Source organism: Peribacillus sp. NPDC058002 (genome assembly GCF_042886655.1).
In the GTDB taxonomy this organism is placed as follows: Bacteria; Bacillota; Bacilli; order Bacillales; family DSM-1321; genus Peribacillus; species Peribacillus aracenensis.
Genome location: NZ_JBHVQU010000068.1, coordinates 1 through 22,371 on the forward strand (window position 1 = coordinate 1; position 22,371 = coordinate 22,371).

The window sequence follows — 22,371 nt, forward strand, 5'->3', positions numbered from 1 at the left end:
CAACCACACCGCTTTACTTGGTAAATAGCAACAAAGTATGCGAAAACAGCCTTTCTTAAAGCAAGTTTGCCAATAGTCTGAAGGGAACCCTTATAGTAAGGGAATTCCCTTTTTTCTTGCTGTCATTCATTCGTTATTTATCCGACGTTCATAAGAGACGGCATACGCACTATGGCGAAAATGCAAAATTCGGTCTTCCGAGCATTCGATTCCTTCAGGAATATTGGTTGGATCAAACATTAAAGTATCTTTAAACAATGGCGTTTTTCTGGAAATCATTAAATGCCCTATCGTGATTACCTGTTTATCTTCCGACCAAGCTGTGGTTGGATCATCAGTCGGGTCATTTTCCCCTCCTATTTGGATGTTCAATTTAAAGCCCACCGGACCATGCTTGAGCCTATCTTCCATTTCTTCATCCAGATACTCCGGCGAATGCTTGGCCACCTCCTTTTTTTCTAGCATACTAAGGCCGGCATCAGGTATCCACTCGTACTTGATTGCCTGCCGCCTTCCTTCCGAGTTAATGAAATAAAATGCATGAATGGAGTAATATTGACACGTTGAGAAACTGGCTGGAGAACGCATTTCTTTAAGCATTTGCAGGCTTGCCTTGCTTTCAGGGTATTTCCAAAGGATTTTTGCAAGCTCTTTCAGATTGGGGAAACCTTCTTTGGCAGACTTGAAAAAGTCAGCCATATCAACAAACGCTTCCGGTGTTTTCGCAAAGAATAACGGAATGGTCACAGTAATAAGATCTGATTCTTCTCCATTCGGCAATTGAAACTTGACGGCCATGCCCTTTACAGGGGAAATCGCATCGGGATGGCTTGGAACCGGCGAGCTATTTGAAAACCGAATGACCACCGGCACAGCTTCATCCTGAAGATGCGGAGCCACCGTTAATGGGGACGCTTTTCCGTTTGGGGTAAAAACCCCTTCATAAACATATCCCCTTGCATGCGCACGCCGATAACCAGGATGTGTTCCAGCTACATTTTCAATCACATTAACTGCTTCCCTGGCTAGTTCAGGTTTAAAGTCGTCCGTTCCCTCCATGATATCTCACCCCACCTTTTCAGATTTGAATCCATTATTACATGTACCCCTTATTCCAATAGCTTATTCTTATTGAATCGCCGAAAACATTGATCGCCAAAAAACGCCTGGAATTATCCAGGCGCTGCACACATCATGTTAGAAAAAAATACTCATTCCAGCTCCCGCTCCACCTTTGAAAGAATCACATGGGAAACCGTTGCCGCAAACGGAATGGTCCGATTGATGAATTCCTCCACTTCTTCAAGGCTCTCACTATGGATTTTCAGCATAAAACAAGCCCGCCCGGCAATTCGATAACAAAAGTCAACATTCGGCACCTTGGAGATATACTTTTTGAATTTCTCATATTCCCCATTTTTTATCGTTGCTTCCACGATACACTCAATTGGAAAACCGATCTTTTTATGATCAATCTCGGCAACATACCCTTTAATGATCCCGAACGACTCCATTTGCCGTACCCGTTCGGCAACGGTGGGAGCGGAGAGGTTTACTTTCCTTGCCAATTCCCTCATGGAAATCCGGCTATTCAACGTTAATTCAGCAAGGATGTTCTGGTCTTTTTCATCAATTTTCATTCCACAAATATTCTCCTTCTTTTCTTTACACTTATTCATTATTAATCCATATTGCTTTACAAATGGAATTAAAACTCCTGGATTTTTATATTAGTATTATCTCAAAGGAGAGATGTTCATGACAAGAATAAAAAAATCATCGCAGGGATCCAGTCCATTTCAAAGATTATTTCATTCTGAAGAGATTTCGCATAAATGGTCGGACCTCTCAGATTGCATATCTGCAGATGGGAAACTTTCAAAGAAGTTAAAGGAAAACGTCAGAAGAGTTCTGGCATATGGTAATGGCTGCTCATATTGTCAGGCAAAAGGGATTCCACTAAAGCCGGAAGATATGAAAGAAAGCTATGCAATCGCCTTTGCGGAAGTATTCCTCCTACAACGTGAAAAAACGGAGGAAAAGTTTTTCCAAGTATTGAAGGAGACATTCAGTGATGAAGAGATTTCTGAACTATTGGCATTCATTTGTTTTACAACGGCCCAGCAATATTTCGGGGCTTTGATGGATTTATAATAGCAAAAAAAGGAACAGGCACCGTGCCTCGTTCCTTTCTTTAAACCTTCATTGGTTTCCATGCAAACCCATTTACAAGGATCGATTGAAATTCCACCTAGGATTTCGCACCATGATCCTCCATTTCATTGATCCTAGGAAGGATGGAGCGTGAAGGTACCGGGGATGTCAAAACGACGGATGTATTCAGATGTCCATATGGTATTAATCGATCTATCAGTAATCTCATGCTGTCCATATCAGACAAAGCGGCTTTCAAGAAATATCCAACAGTTCCTGTTACACGGTGGCACTCGATAATGTCTAAATCATTTTTCACCAATTCCTCAAAATCGGAAACTGGAACCTTAAGTTCACTCACCTGAATGTACACTAGTACCCCCCTTCCTATTGCCAGGGGTGAAATCCTTGCGCTGAACCCCTCAATGATCCCCTTTTCTTGCAGGCGATACATACGTTCAGAGATGCTAGGTCGACTGAGAGCCAATTTCTTCGAGAGTTCACTAATCGTAATGCGTCCATCCTTTTGTAAAAGTTCCAGTAAATTGACATCTATTTCATCCATGAAGAAACCACCTTTCATAATGAAGGAATATAAGCTTTTATTTCTTTAAAATGTTGTATGGATAGTGAAAAATATATTCTTTTTTGTATGTAATTTTATCAGTTAATATTCTATCATTAAAATAATCCAATAGAAAAAGAAAATTCAGAATTTACCAAAGGGAGGAACCTGCATTGACCTTTACGAAAATCCCGGTTCGACAAAACATCGAAAGCATTAGCCCATATGTTTCCGGCAAGCCAATTGAAGAAGTGCAACGTGAACTTGGTCTCGAAACGATCGTTAAATTGGCATCCAATGAGAATCCATTCGGCTGCTCAACTCTAGCAAAAGAAGCCATGATTACTGAAATGGAGCAAACCTCCTTTTATCCTGAAGGTATGGCACCTGCATTAGCTGAAAAGTTGGCAAGGAAATTGAATATCAATAAAGATCATATCATTTTAGGCAATGGATCTGATGAAGTGATTCGTTTGTTAACACGAACCTATATCCAACAAAATGATGAAGTCATCATGGCTGATGTGACATTTCCACGATATGAAACGAATGTATTGATTGACGGCGGCACACCTGTAAAGATACCTCTTATTAATGGGGTACATGACCTGAAGGGGATGTATGATGCCATAACAGAAAATACAAGAATGATATTTGTCTGTAATCCCAATAATCCGACAGGAACAATCGTTCAAAAAGAAACGTTACGCTCTTTTATCGAGAAGGTGCCGAAACATATTTTACTGATCGTTGATGAAGCATACTATGAATATGTCGATGATGCAGAGTATTTAGAAACCTTGCCACTTTTAAATATGCATTCAAATCTGGTCATCTTACGCACTTTTTCAAAGATTTATGGACTGGCTGCATTAAGGATTGGATACGGTTTAATGGATGCTTCCATCATACAGGAGCTAGTTAAAGTGAAGGAACCCTTCAATACCAATCGTTTAGCACAGGCTGCGGCATTCGCTTCCCTCGACGACCATCCATTCGTTGAAAAATGTGTTCGTAAGAATGGGGAAGGAAGAAGATATTTAGAAAACGAACTAAGCAAGATGGGATTAACATTCTTCCCTTCACATGCCAACTTCTTGATGGTTAAATTGAATCAGCCTGGCAGGGACATTTTTGAGAAGTTATTAATTCAAGGTGTCATCATCCGTTCCGGTCATTTGCTAGGCTATGAAAATACTATCCGCGTGACCATCGGCACCCCACTTGAAAACAAGAGGTTCATATCCTCCTTACAACATATAATCAATGAAACGTCAGGTACATGAACGTTCGAAGTGAAGTTGCAGTATATCGATGATTATTAATGAAAGATACGACATGGAGCCTTTACACATGTCGTATCTTTTCCGTAATTTATTTAGCAATATCCTTTTCTATTATCGTTGTCTCCTGTTCATCCCCACTTTTAAATTTAAAAATGGAAATCGAGATTAATGCAGCCAACACAATCAGGCAAGCAATGATACTGATCCGATTCTGTTCACTGAAAACGAACGATATACAAATGATGCTTAAGGTGATTACGGCAAACAAGGTTACATATGGAAATCCCCACACTTTAAAACTCGGGGCTTTGGGATACGAATTGCGAAGTTTTAGCTGCGCTAAACAGATGCTGATCCATACAAGGGATACAACAAAACCTGGAAACGCCATTAATAAAGTAAATGCCTTGTCCTGTGCAACGAAAGTAACCATGGAGCCGACGACCAATACAAAAGCACTTAATATCAAACTATACAAAGGAACGCCATTTTTTGATACATAAGAGAACGACTTGGGAGCTTCCCCTTCTGCAGCCAAAGAATGCAGCATGCGGGTACACCCATATATTCCTGAGTTTGCGGCAGATAAGACGGCCGTAATCAAAATGAAATTCATGATATGTGCAGATCCCTGAAAACCGGACATTGATAAAACTTGTACAAACGGACTTGCCTGGTCGCTAATTTCGTTCCAAGGAATCAAACCGCAGATTACAAGTATCGGTAAGGTGAAAAATAATACGACTCTCCAAATATAGTTTTTAATGACCTTCGGTAAAATGCGTTCCGCATCCTTTGCTTCTGTTACCGTCACCCCTATTAACTCTGAACCGCCATAGGAGAACATGACAATCAGTAATGCCGAAAAGATGGACATCCACCCATTTGGGAAAAACCCTCCATGCCCGGTGAAGTTTTGTAGATAACTAGATTCCCCGGTTGGGATGACTCCAAATAAAATACAGGCTCCCAATATGATGAATACGATGATCATTGTAATTTTAATGCCAGCAAACCAAAATTCGAATTCACCATAATTTTTGACATTCATCATGTTAATCCCAATGATGAAAGCCGTACACCCTAAACTTAATATCCATAGCGGGATTGCTGGGAGCCAATACTGCAAGAAGCTTCCTGCCACCACTACCTCAATGACACAGACAGATAGCCACATGAAACAATACATCCAGCCTATTATGAATGAAAAGCGGTTACCGAATGCTTTCCGAACGAAACCTTTCATATTCGTATTTGGATAAACAATTGCCATTTCCGCTATAGCACCCATGACTATAAGCAGTAATAATCCTGCAAAAATATAAGTGAATATGACTCCTGGCCCTGCTAACGATATGGTTTCGGCACTTCCTTTAAAAATGCCAGTACCTATCGCCCCTCCCATTGCCATCATGCTAATATGCCGCGGCAATAATTTCTTTTGCAGTGACCCACCATTTGATTCCATTACATCTGCCTCCTTCTTTCCATAATTTTTCCGTATAAAAAATCAAACCCATTTCAATCGTTGAATGGCGAATAGATAAGTTATCTCATCAACCGTTTTGGTTTTGGAGTGGAAGGATGCAAAGCCTTCTTGAAAAATCTTTTCATACTTCACCAAAGTAAAAGATATCAATATGTTGTTAGTTTTACAAGAGGAATCATCGCAGGCCTATTAAGGATCCTATCTAGTCAAACGCCGGGTCAAATTTTGGAAATGGCGTGAATTTGCTGATAGCCTTGCCTTTTGGAGACCAATGAGAGGTTTTTGACTCCATTAAATCAAACACTCTAATCGGGGACTACTTTGGTAATCCCCATGACTTTACCTTTTCCTATTTATTTACGATGTGAATCGCATGTCCCAAAACTACCTCAGCCGCTTCCATCCACCCCTCAGTCAAAGTTGGATGTGGATGCATGATCAGGGCTATATCTTCGACCCTAGCCGCCATCTCAAGGGCAAGGACCCCTTCACCTATAAGGTTGGACGCATCAGCACCTACCATATGCATTCCGAGCAATATGTGGCTATCGGCATCCACGATCACTTCAGCAAATCCTTCTGTTTCATCCGTTGCAAGCGCCCTTCCATTGGCACTGAACGGAAACTTGCCGATTTTGACGCTGTATCCCTGTTGTTCAGCTTCTTCACGGTTTAAACCAACACCAGCTATCTGTGGATCCGAGAAGATTACATAGGGAACATTAGGTGTGTCAACGGCACTTGGCAATCCCCCTATCACTTCAGCTGCCACCACTCCCTGTTTGGACGCTCGATGCGCAAGAGCCGGACCAGGTGTAGTGTCACCGATGGCAAAGATGTGCGGCACATTTGTACGACATTCCATATCCACTTCTATATGGCCTTTTTCACCAACTGTAACTCCAGCCCGATTCAGGCCGATTTCTTCAGTGTTAGGTATCCTGCCAATTGTAACCAAGGCCTTTTCACTCACGACCAATTCCGTCCCTTTTTCATCTGAGGATACATGAAGGTGCACATGGCCATCCACTACACTCGCCTTTTCCACCCTCGTGGATGTTTTGATATTCACCCCAAGCTTCTTGGCATTCCGGGTGACTTCCTTTACAAGGTTTTCAGCAATTTGGGGGAGGATGCGATTGGCCATTTCAATGATGGTCACTTTAGTACCCAGCTTTGCAAATGCCATACCCAATTCGATTCCGATATATCCACCGCCAATGATCGACAAGCTTGATGGAACTTCCTGCAGCTGCAAAGATGATGTTGAATCCAATATATATTCTCCATCGACATTAATGAAGGATGGAATGAAAGGTCTGGACCCCGTCGCAATAATTGCCTGCTCAAACTTGTAGGTTTCAAAATCGCCATCGGTTTCAACTCCAATACGGTCATCAGATAAAAAGGCTGCTTGACCTTTAACCACCGTCACTCCATTTTCCTTACACAAATGGGCAATACCTTGCTTCAACTGAGATGTGATGCCCGCTTTCCAATCCTGCCAAACTCCCAAGTCCATAGCGGTTCTTTCCTGGGATAGCCGGATTCCCATTTTCCCTAAATCGTTAAGCCTTTGGTATTGATCAGCTGTGTGAATTAATGCCTTTGAAGGTATACAGCCCCGATTAAGACAAACCCCGCCCAGCTTATCCTTTTCAACCAGCACGACCGATTTTCCTAACTGGCCGAGACGGATAGCCGCAGCATATCCTCCCGGACCTCCTCCAATGATGATAACATCCGTCTCTACAGCAACTTCCCCTACTACCATTTATCTCATCTCCACAACTAAACGAATTGGATTTTCCAGCAATTCCTTGATTCTATTGGTAAAATGCACCGCTGTTACCCCATCAATCAAACGATGATCGAAAGAAAGAGACATATTCATCATTAAACGGATAACACCTTCCAGATCGCGAACGACCATTCGATGTTCCATTTTATGCAAAGCTAGTATGGCAGCTTCCGGATAGTTAATGATCGGGGTCGCGTGCATCCCTCCGATCGGTCCTACATTGCTGATGGTAAATGTACTGCCTGTGATTTGACCAATGCTCAACTTCCCTTCACGGGCTTGGGCTGCCAATTGCCTGATTTCATCAGCCAGTTGGAAAATGGTCTTTTGATCGGCATGTTTTATGACTGGAACTATGAGACCCTCTTCGGTATTCGTCGCAATCCCAATATGATAATAATTCTTCAGGATGATTTCATTGGTCTTTTCATCAATAGAAGCGTTTAATGTTTTGAACTCCTTTAAGGCGATGACAATGGCTTTAACGAAAAATGGCAAAAAAGTCAACTTAATATCCTTATCATCGGAGTACTCTTTTAATTGATTTTTAAATTCCTTCAATCGGTCCATTTCCAATTCATCTACATGGGTTACATGAGGAATGGTCGAAACCGACTTTACCATATGTTCAGCGATTTTTTTTCGAATGCCTTTAAGCGGAATCCGCTCTTCCCACTCATTTTCCACCCCTTTTGCCTGGATGGCATCATTCATCAAGGCCATCTCTTGAACACTCTTGTTATCATGATGTTTGGCATCTTCCATTGTAATCGAGTTATTTTCTTTAAACTGCTTCAGGTCACTTTCGGTAATTCGCCCAGCCGGGCCGGAGCCTTTAACCTTCTCGATATCAACCTTCATTTCCCTCGCCATTTGACGAACGAATGGCGTTGCCAACGCACGCACTCCCTCATGATGCTGCTTAGTCGTAATCTGTTCTGCATTTACTTTTACATCGTCAGATTGCACGACTTGGATTTCTTGGTCAATCTTGCCTTTATCCGGAACTGACACATCGTTCTCTTCCTGAATTGTGAATATAGTGGTTCCCACTTCCACGATATCCCCTTCGGAAAAAAATATTTTCTTGACCACTCCCGCTGCAGGAGCCGTCAATTCCGCATTGACTTTATCCGTTTGCACTTCAACAATGGGTTGGTCCTGTTTTACCGCCTCCCCTTCTTTAATGAGCCATTGAATAATTTCCCCTTCATGCATCCCTTCCCCTACATCAGGAAGTTTAAATTCCATCATGCGTCATCCTCCTTCTCCCTTAATCACAATTAAAATGATAACGTTTCGACAATTCCTTGTTTTACACGGTCAACAGTCGGTAAATAATGATCTTCTATTGTAAACGGCGGAACCGGTACATCAAATCCTGTTACTCGCTTAATCGGCGCTTTCAGGTAAATAAGAGCTTCATCATTAATGATGGAGATAATCTCCGCACCTAATCCTGCCGTCTTATGGGCTTCATGGACGATTAATGCACGACCTGTCTTTTTAATGGATTGCACGATCGTATCCCTATCTAAAGGGTATAATGTTCGAAGATCGACCACTTCACACTTCCAGCCTTTTTCTGCTTCAATCTTTTTCGCGGCATTCAATGCCTCCCTTAACATGGCCCCCCATGCATAAATGGTCAGATCGCTCCCCTCCTGAACCACTTTTGCTTTCCCGATTTGTATTCGGTACATTTCGTCGGGAACTTCTTCCTTGAAAGCACGATACAATTTAGTCGGTTCCAAAAAGATCACCGGATCTGGATCTTCGAGGGCTGAAATGAGCAGCCCTTTTGCGTCATATGGATTACTGGGTGCAACCACCTTTAAACCCGGGGTATGGGCAAAGAAGGTTTCGACACTTTCGGAATGAAGTTCTGGGCCCCTGATTCCGGCACCATATGGAGTACGGATTAAAAGGGGCACCCCAAATTGCCCACGGGTACGATACCTCATACGGGCAGCATGGGAAACGAGTTGTTCGAATCCCGGATAAATAAAGGCGAGAAACTGTATCTCTACAATAGGCAGCATTCCGTTAAGGGCTAAACCAATTGCAGAGCCAATGATTCCGGATTCAGCTAATGGCGTATCAATGACTCGATCTTTTCCATACTTCTCATAAAGTCCTTCCGTCGATCGAAAAACCCCGCCATTCACTCCAATATCCTCACCCATGATCATCACGCGATCATCATGACCCAGCATTTGGTCCATCGCTTCCGTAATAGCCTGGAGCATCGTTAAATTTTTGCCCATTATTTCTTCCCGCCTTTCCTTAAGATTTGGTTCAATTCCTGCTTCTGTTCCTTTAAATGCCATGACCCCTCGGCATATACATGGTTAAACATTTCGAGCGGGTCGGATTTTGGATACCCTTCGGCTTTTTGAAGGTGAGCATCAATCAGTTCGTTGAATTGTTTTAACGCCAATTCCTCCTGCTCTTCATTCCAGTGACCCTCTTTATTCAAATACTTTCTAAGACGTGTAATGGGATCCCGGTTTTCCCTCCAGAACGTTGAAATTTCGTCCTGATCGCGATATATGTTCGGATTGTCTGCAGTAGTATGAGCGCCATAACGAAAGGTAATGGCTTCGATTAATGTAGGTCCATCCCCATTAAGCGCTCTTTCGACAGCTTGCTTTACAGTCAGCCATACTGCGAAAATATCATTTCCATCCACTCGCACCCCATGTATGTCATAAGCAGCAGCCCGCTGGGATATTGTTTTGGATGCCGATTGCTTTTCAAAAGGGACACTGATCGCGTAGCCATTATTTTGGCAGAAAAAGATTGTTGGGGTTTTATAAACGCCAGCAAAATTCAGTGCCTCATGAAAGTCCCCTTCAGATGTCGCTCCATCACCAAAATAAGCAATGCTAACATTCTTTTCGCCTCTAATCTTACTTGCCCAAGCCGTTCCAACGGCATGAACCATTTGAGTGGCAATCGGAACGCTTGGAGGCAATATCCTTTTTCCCTCAGGACAAATTGAGCCATCAAAATGCGCCATCCAGTATAGGAAAACACGGTATAATTCCTGCCCATGAATAATTGCCGCTCCATGGTCACGGTATGTGGGAAACATCCAATCCCCTGCCGACAACGCTAAGGCGCTTCCTACCTGGGATGCTTCCTGTCCTTCAAAAGGTGCATAAGTTCCAATCCTGCCTTGGCGCTGGAGATTAACGGATTTTCGGTCAAACGTTCTGAGCAGGAGCATGCTCTCATACATCTTTAACATAAGTGATTTATCGATTTTTCCATCAATCGTTTCAATGATTTCGCCATCAGGAGTCAATACGCGAAATATTTCCGGTTCAACTTCATTTGAATACGCTTTCATTATTGGGTTTCCCGTCTTTTCCATTTCATTTCTCCCCTTAAGATAGATTTGTTTCGCAAACTTACCAAGGTTTTGAACAGTCATGAAATAACAGCCCAAAATGTATCTATTGGTCTTTATGTCTGTGATTAAATGCTGTTTCATAAACTACATTCCTTATATAAAAGGATAATACATCCATGTTTTTAATAATATGTTAAATAGAATGAATTTTTCCCATTTTGCCTTTATTTAGAATATGTTTTCTGATAACACACCTTCATTTTGAAAATGAGAACCTTTAATGGGAAAATTTCATATTGATTATCTACAAAATGGTTCATATGCTTATTCGAATCAAGACCTATCCAAAAAGTCTCCAGCAAAAAAAAAGACCCCTTATATAATAAAGGGGTCTCTTTTTTTGTATCGGAGACAAACTCGAAGAAAAGCCTGTTCCCTGTCGTATTTTTCTTTAAAAGTGTTACAGTTTTATTTCAGAAATCCGCTCCCTTTCCGCCGACTGTCTGCCAAGCCTCCTCGACGCAAGCGCCTATGGGGTCTCGGCTAGCCAGTTTTTCGGCAGGAGTGTCGCAAATTTCTTCCATTCATTAAGGGTTTCATATAACAAAAAAACATAAAGAACGAGTTTCCCCTGCCTTTTTTTCTTTAAAAGCGTTACAGTTGATTTTAAAAATCCGCTCCCTTTCCGCCGACTGTCTGCCAAGCCTCCTCGACGCAAGCGCCTGTAGGGTCTCGGCTAGCCAGTTTTTCGGCAGGAGTGTCGCAAATTTCTTCCATCTCTTGAGGGTTTCATTCATGAAATGCAAAAAGACCCGTAATTATATAATGAGTCTCAGTTTGTCTACAAAAAGGAGTTCTATTGATATAATCCCAAACCATTATTTTATAAGTATTGATTGGGGTACTACAAGCACCGGAAATCGCTCCTGCCATAACCAAGATGAAAACCTTACCAACAAGATTAGAAAGATTTATCATTCAAATGTTCCTTTCACGACTGCTTGACCATCTTTGACCATGATCTGCCCCATCGCGATAACACTATTCATTTCTAAAGTTTTTTTCTTCATCATGATGATATCGGCGTCCTTACCTACAGCAAGCTGCCCCTTTGTAGAAAGTTTTAAAATGTTTGCCGGATTTTCCGTCACAACTCGTAGGGCATCGGCAATTGTCACTCCATCCTTGAGGATTGCATCGACAACACAATCATATAAGGACATGCATGTACCAATGTTCAAACCACGCAGGTTACCGTTGCCATCGAAGTCAGGCAGGCTGGCTTGTCCATCTGAAGTTATGGTGATCTGCCCGATTTCAACGCCTTTTTCCAGTGCCATTTTTATTGCTGTACTTGCTTTGACTTCGCCTTCTTCAAGGAACTTCTGGATCGTACTTGTCGTAAAATCGATATAACCCCCTTTTTTTGCATATTCCACACCTGCATTGAATAAATGCGGATTTCGGTTTATATGTGTAGGGTAGAACTGGGTGATTGGTATTTCCGTTGTCTCGACAACTTCTTCAATTACCTTCAAATGATCTAGACTGTCGCCGACATGAATGTTGACGATACCGCTTTTCCCGGACAACAGGCCTCCATTGCGCGCCTGGGAGGCCAGTTTAGCCAGTTCAGCTGCAGTCGGCTGTGAAGAACGATGATCGGCAATGGCTATTTCGCCAACACCGATAATTTTATCCACAAGAATCAAATCATCTTCGATCTTACCTGTTAACGTCTTTACTGGAACTTGATAGGAACCAGTTTGAACGAAGCAGCTAATTCCCTCTTCTTCAAGCGCTCTCGCTTTAGCAAGCAGTGCTGGCATGGTCCTTGTCGTTCCATCTGTTCCGATGACCCCTACCAATGTCGTTATACCCGCTAAAGTGGCATCAGTTAATTGGATTTCTGGTGTCCTCGTTTTAAAGCCCCCTTCCCCACCTCCGCCGATAATATGTACGTGAGCATCTATAAAACCCGGAACCACAATTTGACCACTCGCATCAATCACTTTCATTTCAACGAAATTGGCAGGTTTTTCAATCTTATCCTCAATGAAGCCAATTTGCTTTCCTACCAAGAGGATATCTTTTTGGCCCATATATTCCGGACCATAAAGCTCCCCATTTTTAATAAGTGTGAGCAATGTTCGTTCCCCCTCCAATTGAAATTTTCAATTAGGTTTCAAAATCTTTCACTCGGGTAAATATACAATATGACCCGCTAACAATTACATAAAAAAGACAAACATTATTGTTCATTTTAAAAAGTTGTAGCTGAATTGACATCTTGATTATGCTTTTCCAAAAGTATAAAAACAAAAGGAGTTAAACGACATGAATAAAGTGATTTCTTCTGATATTAAAACAAATAAAAGGTTATCCATGCGACAAATCATGAACCTATATCAAGTTACAAAAGAATTTAAAGGGAATATATATTTTATCTGCAACCATAAATTGGTCGATGCCAAGAAACTTTCGACTTTCGTATCCTTTGTGCTCATTCTTCAAGAGTGTGCAACCATGAAAGTCATACTTGAAGGCGAGAATGTACATGCCATGCTTGAAAAAGTACAGGCTATTTGTAAAGAAAATGATGAAAGTTCATTTAGATTCCAATCGAACCAAACCGTTAATATTTAAATGATTCCAACTACTTCATGAAGAGGGTGTATAGAAATGCGAACCATTCTAATGGTGATAGGCGCAATCGTCGTAATCGGCATAATAGCAAATCTCATTTTTTAAGAACGATGAAAGACTGTCAATTATTGACAGTCTTTTTTTGTTGATTTAATTAAGCAAAAGCTTGTTCATGCTCCCGTTCCTGGGATCACCACGGCAACTTCCAGTCCCTCCATTTATTCAAACCTTCCCGAATTTCATTTCCTTTATCAATCCAATATTGTCTCCTTTGCTCATCGTCTTCTTTTGCCTTTTGCTCAGCTATAAGTGCCTGTTGTTCAGCTATAAGCGGACCGATATCTTGAGCTTTAAAGGATTGGGCAGTTTGATTCTGTAAAGCTTGCGACATTATTTTTTGAAAGATGATTGCACTTCCCTGACTGCTGTGTGTCGTTAGATAATGCTTTTCGTCCGTCTTATCATATCCAGCCCATACAGCACCGACCAGCGAAGGTGAATAACCGATGAACCATTGATCTTTAACCCCTGATATTCCTTCGATGGGAACTTGTGTGGAACCTGTTTTACCTGCTATTTCATAACCGGAAACAGCGGCGTTTTTCGCTGTGCCATATTCCACTGTTCCAAGCAGCATGGAATTCATTTTGGCGACGGCGTCTTCAGAGGTCACTTTGGTGCTTTTCTCTTTCCAGGCGGCTACCTCTTTTCCATCTGCATTTTCTATTCTTATAATGGCATGGGTTTCCATTCTTTCCCCACCGTTGGCGAAAGTTGAAAAGGCTCCTGCCATCTGCAGCGGGGATACACCTTTTTTCATCCCCCCCAAAGCTATCGATAGGTTTCGATCATCTTTTTCATATGGAATTCCAAACCGCTTAAGTGAATCAAGCCCCTTATCGATGCCCATCTCATTCAATAGCCAAACCGTTGGTACATTCAAGGAATTCATCACCGCTTCATACATGGGCACTTCTCCTTTATATTCACCACTAAGGTTTGTTGGCTCATATTCACCGAAGCTCATTTTTTCATCCTTTAAAGGGTCGGTGATGTCGTATCCCTCTTCAACCGCTGGCAAGTATACGACAAGCGGTTTAATGGATGAACCGGGAGATCTTGTCAGCTGGGTTGCCCGGTTATATCCCATGAATTGATGCTTACCTCTCCCACCGACAAGTGCCTTTATGCCTCCCGTTTCAGGATCAAGGAGGACAGACCCGCTTTGAACCAGTTCATCTGCACTCGTTCCCACTGGAAAATTGGCATCATTCGCATAAACGGTTTCTGTAGACTGCTGCATGGATTGGTCCAGTGTCGTGTAAATTTTGTAGCCCTTTGATAGCAAATCCTCAAGCTTAATACCATATTTACTCGATGCTTCGGATAAAACATGATCGACAAAATAAGGATATTTACCTCTTAATGGATCGGTTTCCTTCTCCCCCATAAGAAGTGTCACCGAATCTTTTTTTGCAGCTGCTTCTTCATCTTTCGTCAAATAACCATGTTCCGCCATTCTCGAAAGAACCAAATCACGCCTCTTGACTGCCCCGTCTAAATTCTTGTATGGATCAAGTTTCGATGGTAAGTTAATGACACCCGCCAGCAAAGCTCCCTCGGCAACGGTCAATTCAGAGACCTCTTTGGAAAAATAAATATTTGCGGCCTTTTTGATTCCCCATGCCCCATGGCCAAAATAAACTTGATTCAGGTACATTTCCAGAATTTCATCTTTTGTATATTGATTTTCAACTTCCCGGGCTAGAAAAAACTCTTCTATCTTCCTCTTCAATGTCCGATTCGATTCCAGCATCGTGATTTTCACAAGCTGCTGGGTGAGAGTGCTCCCGCCTTCAACAACACTTCCAGCCTTCGCATTTTTAACCAAAGCCCGCATAATCCCTTGATAATCTATGCCGTGATGTTCATAAAAACGGTGATCCTCAATGGAAACCACCGCTTGTTTCATATGTTCCGGTATTTCTTCTATTGCAACCCCTTCGGATTTATTCGCCGTGATCGTACTGGCAAGATTCCCATCCAGATCATAGATTCCTGTCGGTTGCTGAAGTTTATTTTCAAGATGACTTATATCTGCACCCTGCTTGAAATACAATAGTGAACCGGCGCCTAAAACCACAACCGCCAATATTATAATTAGACCTAATTTCACTAGCCCTTTCATTTGTCCCCCCCATTTTCCCATCTCGACATGTTTCATTAAAAATATTTTACCCTTTTTATTAAAGAAAACTCGCCGATTGAATAAAAGGCGCCCTTTTCTTGTAGCACATACTCGCGAATCTGCATCCTTGCCGATGATATCCCTTCATCGTCTGAGCATGCCAGCTAAATGAAGGACCAGATTTCATCCTACCATTTTAACTATGCTCGTATCTATCCTTTACCCTTAAAAGACAATCTATATACGGATTAAAGGCGTGAAGCCATTTAAAAGCGGGTATAACACTTATAAGGTCTTATAAAGGGGAGAGATGATATTAATGAAAGACTTAAAACATATTGTCGTCGCTTTTGATGGAAATGAAGAGAGTAAGCGGGCCGTGGAATATGGGGCAACATTGAAAAAGGCCTTTCCAAAAGCCGAATTGACCATAGTTCATGTCCTGAATGATAAGGTTGAACAGCGTATCATGGGAGACGCCTCGGCTCCGGGGTTCGTACCTACTGCCGGATTTTATGTGGATCCAGTCCAGACACATCCCGTTATTGAAGTCAATCAGCCAGGACCCCAAAAGGTAAATGACACCCCTTCCCCCGTCGAGAATAGTATTCAGAACGCAGAAAGTAATACGTTGAGATTGTTAAGTGAATGTCAAGTCAGGGGGAAATTCGAACTATTGGAAGGATATGCCCCAGATAGCGTATGTGACTTTGCAGCAAGAACTTCAGCCGATCTTATCGTTGTCGGCAATAGCGCTAAAAGCGGTTTGGAAAAATTCTTTCTTGGCAGTACAAGCAGTTCCATTGCAAAAAACGCACCTTGTTCGGTATTCATTGCAAAATGAAGATTGAGCGGGTTCTCACTGTATGGCTCGAGTAGAGCATTCTCTGAAAAAGGCCGGATCCTTATAGGATCCGGCCTTTTTGTTAAGAGGATTTTTTCAGTCATACATTTGTAGCAAAAAACACCGGAGCGCCAATTGCTGTCCAAAACCACATCCTACACCAGCGGTAACCAAGTGTCCCACTCAGCCTTTTTGGCTCCCCTTGCAGAAGTATTTAATTTTCGATCATCGGTTAGAATATAGTATTAGTTTCTATAAATGACAATTAAAGAAAATGTACATATCATCAACTTGTCATCCCCATTTTAGGGCATTTTCTTTTGTTTAACCAACTTCTTTACAGACCTTCATCACACCTGCCATCAACCAAGTTAGATGGCTAAATCTATAGACTCACAAAGGTTTGATTCATTAAGCCTAATTTACATTGGGGAGGGAATGGACATGGATAAACATTCGATTTCAGCTGAAAAAGGCGCCTACATAAGCATTGCCGCTTACATATTCTTGTCTGCTCTTAAATTGTCATTTGGTTATTTCGGTGATTCTAAAGGGCTTTGGGCTGATGGTTTAAATAATACGACCGACATCATCGCTTCCTTAGCCGTATTGATCGGTTTGAAAATTTCAAAGAGACCTCCTGATGATAATCATTCATATGGTCATTTACGGGCGGAAACCGTAGCCTCGTTGGTAGCTGCCTTCATCATGATCACCGTGGGCCTTCAGGTAGTATACAGTGCCATTGAATCCTTCTTTCACCAAAATTCAACAACCGTTCCCAGCATGCTGACCGGTTATGTGGCTCTATTCTCTGCATTTTTCATGTACGGAATCTACCGTTATAACTTATCATTAAGTAAAAAGATCAACAGCTCTTCCATCTATGCCGTTGCCCAGGATAATCGTTCCGATGCCCTTGTCAGTGTTGGTGCATTCATTGGAATAATCGGTACTAAGATGGGAGTCCCTTGGCTGGATGCGATAGCGGCAGCCGTCGTGGGGGTCATCATATGCAAAACGGCCTGGGACATCTTTCGTGATGCCTCCATCTCTTTAACTGATGGTTTCGACGAGCAGCTCCTGCAAAAGATCGGACAAACCATTATATTGACAGAGGGTGTTAAAGACATGAGTGAAATTAAAGCCCGGATGCATGGAAGTGAAATCCTGCTCGAAACTACCGTTCATGTTAATCCTCTTTTGACCGTCATTCAAGGTCATGATATTACGGTTAAAATCGAAGAAAATCTTTTGAAGGAATATAATATCCAGCATGCGATCGTTCACATCGAACCATATGCATTCCATAAAAAAGGTAACCGTCATTAACTTTACGGATACCTTTTTTTGTTATTGATTCCTGTAATCACTGTAATAAAACTGTGTCAAAAAAAGGGATTTATTGATTGATTGCCGAATATTTATCCAATTAACACATGTTAAAAGAACATTAATCTGTTATCATGAAAAAAAGATGTAATTATTTTGATATTTTGTAATTTTATTCAAATACAGCAATTTCTGGGTCAAAAGTAAATTCATTTTCCTACAGTATGGAGGACAAGATGGTATCTAATCGAGAAATGACCATTCACTTTTTATCTTCTCAAAAAAGCAGTATCATTTCCAAATGGAAAGATGAGTTGCTGCATTTACCGGACGGATATCTGGGGTATTTTAAAGGAGAAGTGGAAAATATTTTCAATCTGCTAATGGATCAGCTTGGAAAGTCGGATACTGAAATAGACGATGTACTGAAGGTCGTAGGGGAAAAAATTGCGTCTGATCGAGTCAATAAGCAATTGGATATGGAAAATTTCTTTTCCACTGCTACCATCGGGAGATCCATCATCATAGAGCATGTTTTGAATTCCGAATCATCCAAAGAAGTAATATCGGGACTAATTAAGCAAGTAAACGTTTACTTCGATAAACTTATTCATTTTGCATTATCCCATTATACCGAATTGAAAACGATGGAACTTGAAGAACGCTATCAATTCATAAGCCCAAATCATAAAGACCGGTTGACACTCCTTGGCCAAATGACCTCAAGCTTTGTCCATGAATTCAGAAATCCACTGACTTCCATCATGGGATTCATACAATTGTTACAGGCAGAACAACCTCAGATAAAGTACCTTGATATCATTTCGAAGGAATTGGATCAGCTCAATTACCGGATCACACAATTTCTTAATATTTCCAAAAAGGAAACTTCAGCATCACCACCTGATCTATTTTCCATTGCTCAGCTTGTGAATGAGGTGATTGAATTTTTATATCCAAGCATTTTGGAAGTTAATGCTTCCATTACATGTAATATTGCCGAGGATGCCGTAATTTCCGGTTCTAAAGAAGAATTCCGTCAAGTTTTACTTAATATTATATTAAATGCTCTTGATGTGGTTGCAGGGATGCCTTCCCCATCCATTTACATTTCAGGCTCTGAATCACCACCCGGCATTCTTACTTTAAATATATCGAACAATGGGCCGAAGATACCTGACGACGTCCTGCCGAATATTTTTGAACCATTCATCACCACTAAAAAAAGAGGAACGGGATTGGGATTATTCGTCTGTAAAGAAATCGTTTTAAAGCATCAAGGAACTTTATCCTGTCACTCTACCGATTTCCTTACGACCTTTTCAATACAATTAAAAACTAAATAATGGATAAATATCCTTTTTTCCTTAGGTTTTTAGTGTGAAATTTTTGACTGATTGGCGCCCAGTTACTTATACTAATAGGTAGGTTCCACTACTAATCGAGGTGAATGATTCTATAGATTGAAAATAAAAACAAGAGAAATTTTCATACGAGATAGACGAGACTTATTTTTCATCTAACATTTTATATACTACTATCATTTCATTCATTATTGGTTTTGGGAGGTGACTGGGATAATTAAATCGTTCTCAACATCTGGCGATTCAATTAAGTCCCACACTAATTGGACATATTAAGTTTTTTATTTGTCATTATTTTAATTGCTTTAACGGCCTTTTTTGTGGCTTCGGAATTTTCGATCATAAGGGTTCGCAGCTCTCGGATCGATCAATTGATTGAAGAGGGAAACAAAAAAGCCATTGCGGCCAAGAAGGTTACATCCGATCTTGATGAGTACCTATCCGCGACACAGCTTGGAATTACCGTAACTGCCCTTGGATTGGGGTGGCTGGGACAACCGACCGTCCTCAAATTGGTTGGGCCTTTATTCAAGGCATTGAACATCCCTCAAGAAGTCACAAGCATTCTGACATTCGTTATTTCATTTTCCCTGATTACGTTCCTGAATGTGGTTGTTGGAGAATTGGCTCCAAAGACGGTTGCCATCCAAAAGGCTGAGCAAGTGGCCTTGGCAATTGCCAGCCCGCTGATTTTTTTCCATAAGATAGCCTTTCCCTTCATTTGGGCCTTGAATCATTCTTCCCGATTCGTTGTCGGATTATTTGGCTTTAAGCCAGCATCCGAAAGCGAAATAGCCCATACGGAGGAAGAATTACGTTTCATCCTGTCAGATAGCTATAAAAGCGGAGAAATTAACCAGTCGGAATTTAAATATGTAAATAACATCTTTGAGTTCGATGATCGTGTTGCTAAAGAAATCATGGTCCCAAGGACAGAAATCATGACCATATCCAAAGATGAAACGGTACAGCAATTCGTCGATGTGGCCAAATTGGAAAAATACACTCGATATCCTGTTGTCGAAGGTGATAAAGACCATGTCATCGGCTTAGTGAACTTAAAGGAAGTATTCTCGGATCTTATTAAGAACCGGGAAATCCATATCAAAGCGATTGAAAATTACGCTCGTCCGATCATTCGGGTGATGGAAAATATCCCAATTCACGATTTGCTGTTAAAAATGCAAAAAGAACGCATTCATATGGCCATTTTGATGGATGAATACGGCGGAACTTCCGGACTTGTCACAGTCGAGGATATCCTCGAGGAAATCGTTGGGGAAATTCGTGATGAATTCGATATTGATGAAGTCGCCTCGATCAGGAAAATTAAAGATGGACATTATATTTTAGACTCTAAACTTCTTGTAAAGGAAGTGAATGACCTACTTGGCATTCACTTAGAAGAAGATGATGTCGATACTATAGGCGGTTGGGTCCTTACTGAAAATTATGATGTGAAGGTAGGGGACATCATGGAAAAAGACGGATTCTGCTTTAAAGTGATTGAAATGGAAGATCACGCCATTCGTTTTATAGAGGTCACCAAAAAGGTCGTACAGCTTCCTCTGGAAGAAGACCTTCCTCAAGGATAATGATGAAAAACAGCCACGTAAAAGGTGATTTTACGTGGCTGTTTTTTCGATTTGTTCATTTATCGGGAAACCGTCCCATTTTTTTGACCGTTACGATTGGAGGAGTGCTCTTTTTCTTCCAAAAAATATACAACATGATAAAGATAAAGGAAAAACCAGCAGCCGGAATTAGATAAGGTTCAGTTATTTCCCGGATTTGCTGCCAATTCTCGCCGAGAACCATTCCTAATGTCAGGAACAATATGGTCCAAGGTATGACAGCCGCAACCGTATAAAATATAAACTTCCATACAGACATCCTTGCAATTCCGGCTGGGATGGAAATAGCATGGCGAACCACTGGAATGAATCGAGCCGTAAAAATCACGCCAACGCCATACCTTTGAAACCACTCTTCAGCATTTACTATATGATTTTCTTTTAGTAAAATATATTTTCCATACTTCAAGAGAAAGGGCCGTCCTCCATAATATCCAGCCCAATATAGAAAAAGTTGTGCCATCGTCCCGCCTGCCACACCTGCAAGAACAGCTCCCCAAAAATTCATTTTCCCCAGGCCTACCACATAACCACCGTATCCTAGAACTAGCTCACTAGGGATGACTTCAACCATAAGCCCAAATAAAATCCCCATATACCCCATTTCAGCAAACCAATTCAATATCGTCATAATAAGCTGTGATATCATGCTATCGGACTCCCCTTACCGCTAATTTCAAATTGTTTGTCCTTCTATCCTATTTCAGCTCATAACGTTCTATTCGGTTTTTCATATCCAGTTTCACAATGCATCACATTTAGGAATGCATAAAAAAAGACCAGCTGATATGTACTCCGGTCTCATTGCATCAATATTCTTTTAGCTCCCTTTTTTGGGAAAATTGATTAAAAACAGCTGCGGTGAGTAAGGATGAATCATTTTGCGAAACATTAGTGAAAATCTCCTGGCGTGATTTCGTTTTTTCAATATGAATCCCGAGATCTTTATACTTGTTGATTATTTGATTATTCATGCTTACCCTCCCTTTCTGCTGTACCGTTATCCTTTACCTTCCCATTTAACGAAAGGATAAAACCTGTTTAAACCATTCGCTCCAAAAAACAATCAATTGACTTGAATGGTTTGCAGTTGGTGTTCATGCACTTCGTCTTTTTCAACATGTACCTGCACCTTATAGGTTCCCGATTCTTCGAAAGATACCTTATTTAGATATGTTCCATCTCCATCTTCTTCAGCCTTGGTGAAATGACTCTCTTCGCTGCCTTCCTTCCACACCTCGAAATTCACATCTGCATTTGTCAGTGGCTTCCCGTTCAATTCAACGGTCGCTGCAAAGTTCGAACTGTTTCCTGCCTTTACAGGGTTACTTTGAAACTCGATGGATACATCCGTACTAGGATGAACCGATGCGCCTTCACTTTCATGTTCTGGAACGACAACTTCTTTTTCAGGCATTACATGAAGGCCTTTGGCCGTTACATGGGAGACTACAATATATTTGCCTTGTTCTTCAAAAGTATGCATCACTTGATACATGCCACTTCCGGTATTCTTTGCTTCAAGCATTTCCCTTTTATCCTGCCCTGACTTTCTTACTTCAAAGAGTACCTCATCTGCTTCATTCACCAATTGGCTTCCCTGTTTCACTGTCGTTTCAAGAATGACTTCTTTTCCAGGCTCCAATTTGCCTTTAATGGCGATTGATGCATCCATCGATTCTGGAACAGCACTGTTAACTTCCTTATCCC

At 41.3% G+C, this 22,371-nt stretch carries 20 protein-coding genes; 7 read left to right on the forward strand and 13 right to left on the reverse strand.

The window, feature by feature from the left end; all coding sequences use genetic code 11:
* Positions 1–126 precede the first annotated feature (126 nt).
* Both ACFVSH_RS13610 and ACFVSH_RS13615 read right to left on the reverse strand, forming a co-directional pair.
* Positions 127–1,059, reverse strand: coding sequence for a catalase family peroxidase (locus tag ACFVSH_RS13610; RefSeq protein WP_387596533.1), 933 nt, complete (start codon positions 1,057–1,059; stop codon positions 127–129).
* A gap of 152 nt (positions 1,060–1,211) precedes the next feature.
* On the reverse strand, positions 1,212–1,640 hold the full coding sequence (locus ACFVSH_RS13615; protein WP_387596536.1) for an Lrp/AsnC family transcriptional regulator: 429 nt from the start codon (positions 1,638–1,640) through the stop codon (positions 1,212–1,214).
* Between the two features lie 118 nt (positions 1,641–1,758).
* Between ACFVSH_RS13615 and ACFVSH_RS13620 the strand changes: the two genes are divergently transcribed.
* Positions 1,759–2,154, forward strand: a complete 396-nt coding sequence (locus ACFVSH_RS13620; RefSeq protein WP_192203587.1) for a carboxymuconolactone decarboxylase family protein — start codon at positions 1,759–1,761, stop codon at positions 2,152–2,154.
* Between the two features lie 97 nt (positions 2,155–2,251).
* On the opposite strand, the gene ACFVSH_RS13625 is transcribed toward ACFVSH_RS13620, so the two are convergent.
* Complete coding sequence (locus ACFVSH_RS13625) at positions 2,252–2,719, reverse strand: Lrp/AsnC family transcriptional regulator (protein ID WP_387596540.1); 468 nt, start codon at positions 2,717–2,719, stop codon at positions 2,252–2,254.
* A 173-nt stretch (positions 2,720–2,892) separates the two neighbouring features.
* On the opposite strand from ACFVSH_RS13625, the gene hisC reads away from it, so the two are divergent.
* Complete coding sequence (gene hisC / locus ACFVSH_RS13630) at positions 2,893–4,005, forward strand: histidinol-phosphate transaminase (protein WP_387596543.1); 1,113 nt, start codon at positions 2,893–2,895, stop codon at positions 4,003–4,005.
* Positions 4,006–4,093: 88 nt separating this feature from the next.
* Here the strand turns inward: hisC and ACFVSH_RS13635 are convergent, their stop codons facing one another.
* The 6 genes from ACFVSH_RS13635 to iadA form a co-directional block, all read right to left on the reverse strand.
* Positions 4,094–5,473 (reverse strand): amino acid permease, encoded by a 1,380-nt coding sequence (locus ACFVSH_RS13635; protein WP_387596545.1) that lies wholly within the window; start codon positions 5,471–5,473, stop codon positions 4,094–4,096.
* A gap of 370 nt (positions 5,474–5,843) precedes the next feature.
* On the reverse strand, positions 5,844–7,268 hold the full coding sequence (lpdA, locus tag ACFVSH_RS13640) for a dihydrolipoyl dehydrogenase (protein WP_387706401.1): 1,425 nt from the start codon (positions 7,266–7,268) through the stop codon (positions 5,844–5,846).
* Positions 7,269–8,549: a dihydrolipoamide acetyltransferase family protein gene (locus ACFVSH_RS13645; protein ID WP_387596551.1), complete on the reverse strand. Its 1,281-nt coding sequence runs from the start codon at positions 8,547–8,549 to the stop codon at positions 7,269–7,271.
* Between the two features lie 29 nt (positions 8,550–8,578).
* Positions 8,579–9,562, reverse strand: coding sequence for an alpha-ketoacid dehydrogenase subunit beta (locus tag ACFVSH_RS13650; RefSeq protein ID WP_387596554.1), 984 nt, complete (start codon positions 9,560–9,562; stop codon positions 8,579–8,581).
* Positions 9,562–10,674 (reverse strand): pyruvate dehydrogenase (acetyl-transferring) E1 component subunit alpha, encoded by a 1,113-nt coding sequence (pdhA, locus tag ACFVSH_RS13655; RefSeq protein ID WP_387706403.1) that lies wholly within the window; start codon positions 10,672–10,674, stop codon positions 9,562–9,564. Before pdhA ends, ACFVSH_RS13650 begins: the two co-directional genes overlap by 1 nt.
* 953 nt (positions 10,675–11,627) lie before the next feature.
* Positions 11,628–12,800: a beta-aspartyl-peptidase gene (iadA, locus tag ACFVSH_RS13660; protein WP_387706405.1), complete on the reverse strand. Its 1,173-nt coding sequence runs from the start codon at positions 12,798–12,800 to the stop codon at positions 11,628–11,630.
* A gap of 190 nt (positions 12,801–12,990) precedes the next feature.
* On the opposite strand from iadA, the gene ACFVSH_RS13665 reads away from it, so the two are divergent.
* A complete protein-coding gene (locus ACFVSH_RS13665; protein ID WP_387596560.1) occupies positions 12,991–13,299 on the forward strand; it encodes a hypothetical protein in 309 nt (102 codons plus the stop codon).
* 190 nt (positions 13,300–13,489) lie between these two features.
* On the opposite strand, the gene ACFVSH_RS13670 is transcribed toward ACFVSH_RS13665, so the two are convergent.
* Positions 13,490–15,487, reverse strand: coding sequence for a transglycosylase domain-containing protein (locus ACFVSH_RS13670; RefSeq protein WP_387596563.1), 1,998 nt, complete (start codon positions 15,485–15,487; stop codon positions 13,490–13,492).
* A 319-nt stretch (positions 15,488–15,806) separates the two neighbouring features.
* Between ACFVSH_RS13670 and ACFVSH_RS13675 the strand changes: the two genes are divergently transcribed.
* The 4 genes from ACFVSH_RS13675 to ACFVSH_RS13690 all read left to right on the forward strand — a co-directional run bounded on the left by ACFVSH_RS13675 (position 15,807) and on the right by ACFVSH_RS13690 (position 20,622).
* Positions 15,807–16,331, forward strand: a complete 525-nt coding sequence (locus ACFVSH_RS13675; protein WP_387596565.1) for a universal stress protein — start codon at positions 15,807–15,809, stop codon at positions 16,329–16,331.
* Positions 16,332–16,775: 444 nt separating this feature from the next.
* Positions 16,776–17,663 (forward strand): cation diffusion facilitator family transporter, encoded by an 888-nt coding sequence (locus ACFVSH_RS13680; protein ID WP_387596568.1) that lies wholly within the window; start codon positions 16,776–16,778, stop codon positions 17,661–17,663.
* 236 nt (positions 17,664–17,899) lie between these two features.
* Positions 17,900–19,009: a histidine kinase N-terminal domain-containing protein gene (locus ACFVSH_RS13685; protein WP_387596571.1), complete on the forward strand. Its 1,110-nt coding sequence runs from the start codon at positions 17,900–17,902 to the stop codon at positions 19,007–19,009.
* A 281-nt stretch (positions 19,010–19,290) separates the two neighbouring features.
* Positions 19,291–20,622 (forward strand): hemolysin family protein, encoded by a 1,332-nt coding sequence (locus ACFVSH_RS13690; protein ID WP_260284502.1) that lies wholly within the window; start codon positions 19,291–19,293, stop codon positions 20,620–20,622.
* A 55-nt stretch (positions 20,623–20,677) separates the two neighbouring features.
* Here ACFVSH_RS13690 and uptA read toward each other — a convergent pair whose 3' ends face one another.
* The 3 genes from uptA to ACFVSH_RS13705 form a co-directional block, all read right to left on the reverse strand.
* On the reverse strand, positions 20,678–21,307 hold the full coding sequence (gene uptA / locus ACFVSH_RS13695; protein WP_387706409.1) for an undecaprenyl phosphate transporter UptA: 630 nt from the start codon (positions 21,305–21,307) through the stop codon (positions 20,678–20,680).
* 163 nt (positions 21,308–21,470) lie between these two features.
* Positions 21,471–21,635: a hypothetical protein gene (locus ACFVSH_RS13700; protein ID WP_387596574.1), complete on the reverse strand. Its 165-nt coding sequence runs from the start codon at positions 21,633–21,635 to the stop codon at positions 21,471–21,473.
* Between the two features lie 92 nt (positions 21,636–21,727).
* Positions 21,728–22,371: FixH family protein (locus tag ACFVSH_RS13705; RefSeq protein WP_387706407.1), on the reverse strand; the 644-nt coding region annotated here is incomplete at its 5' end.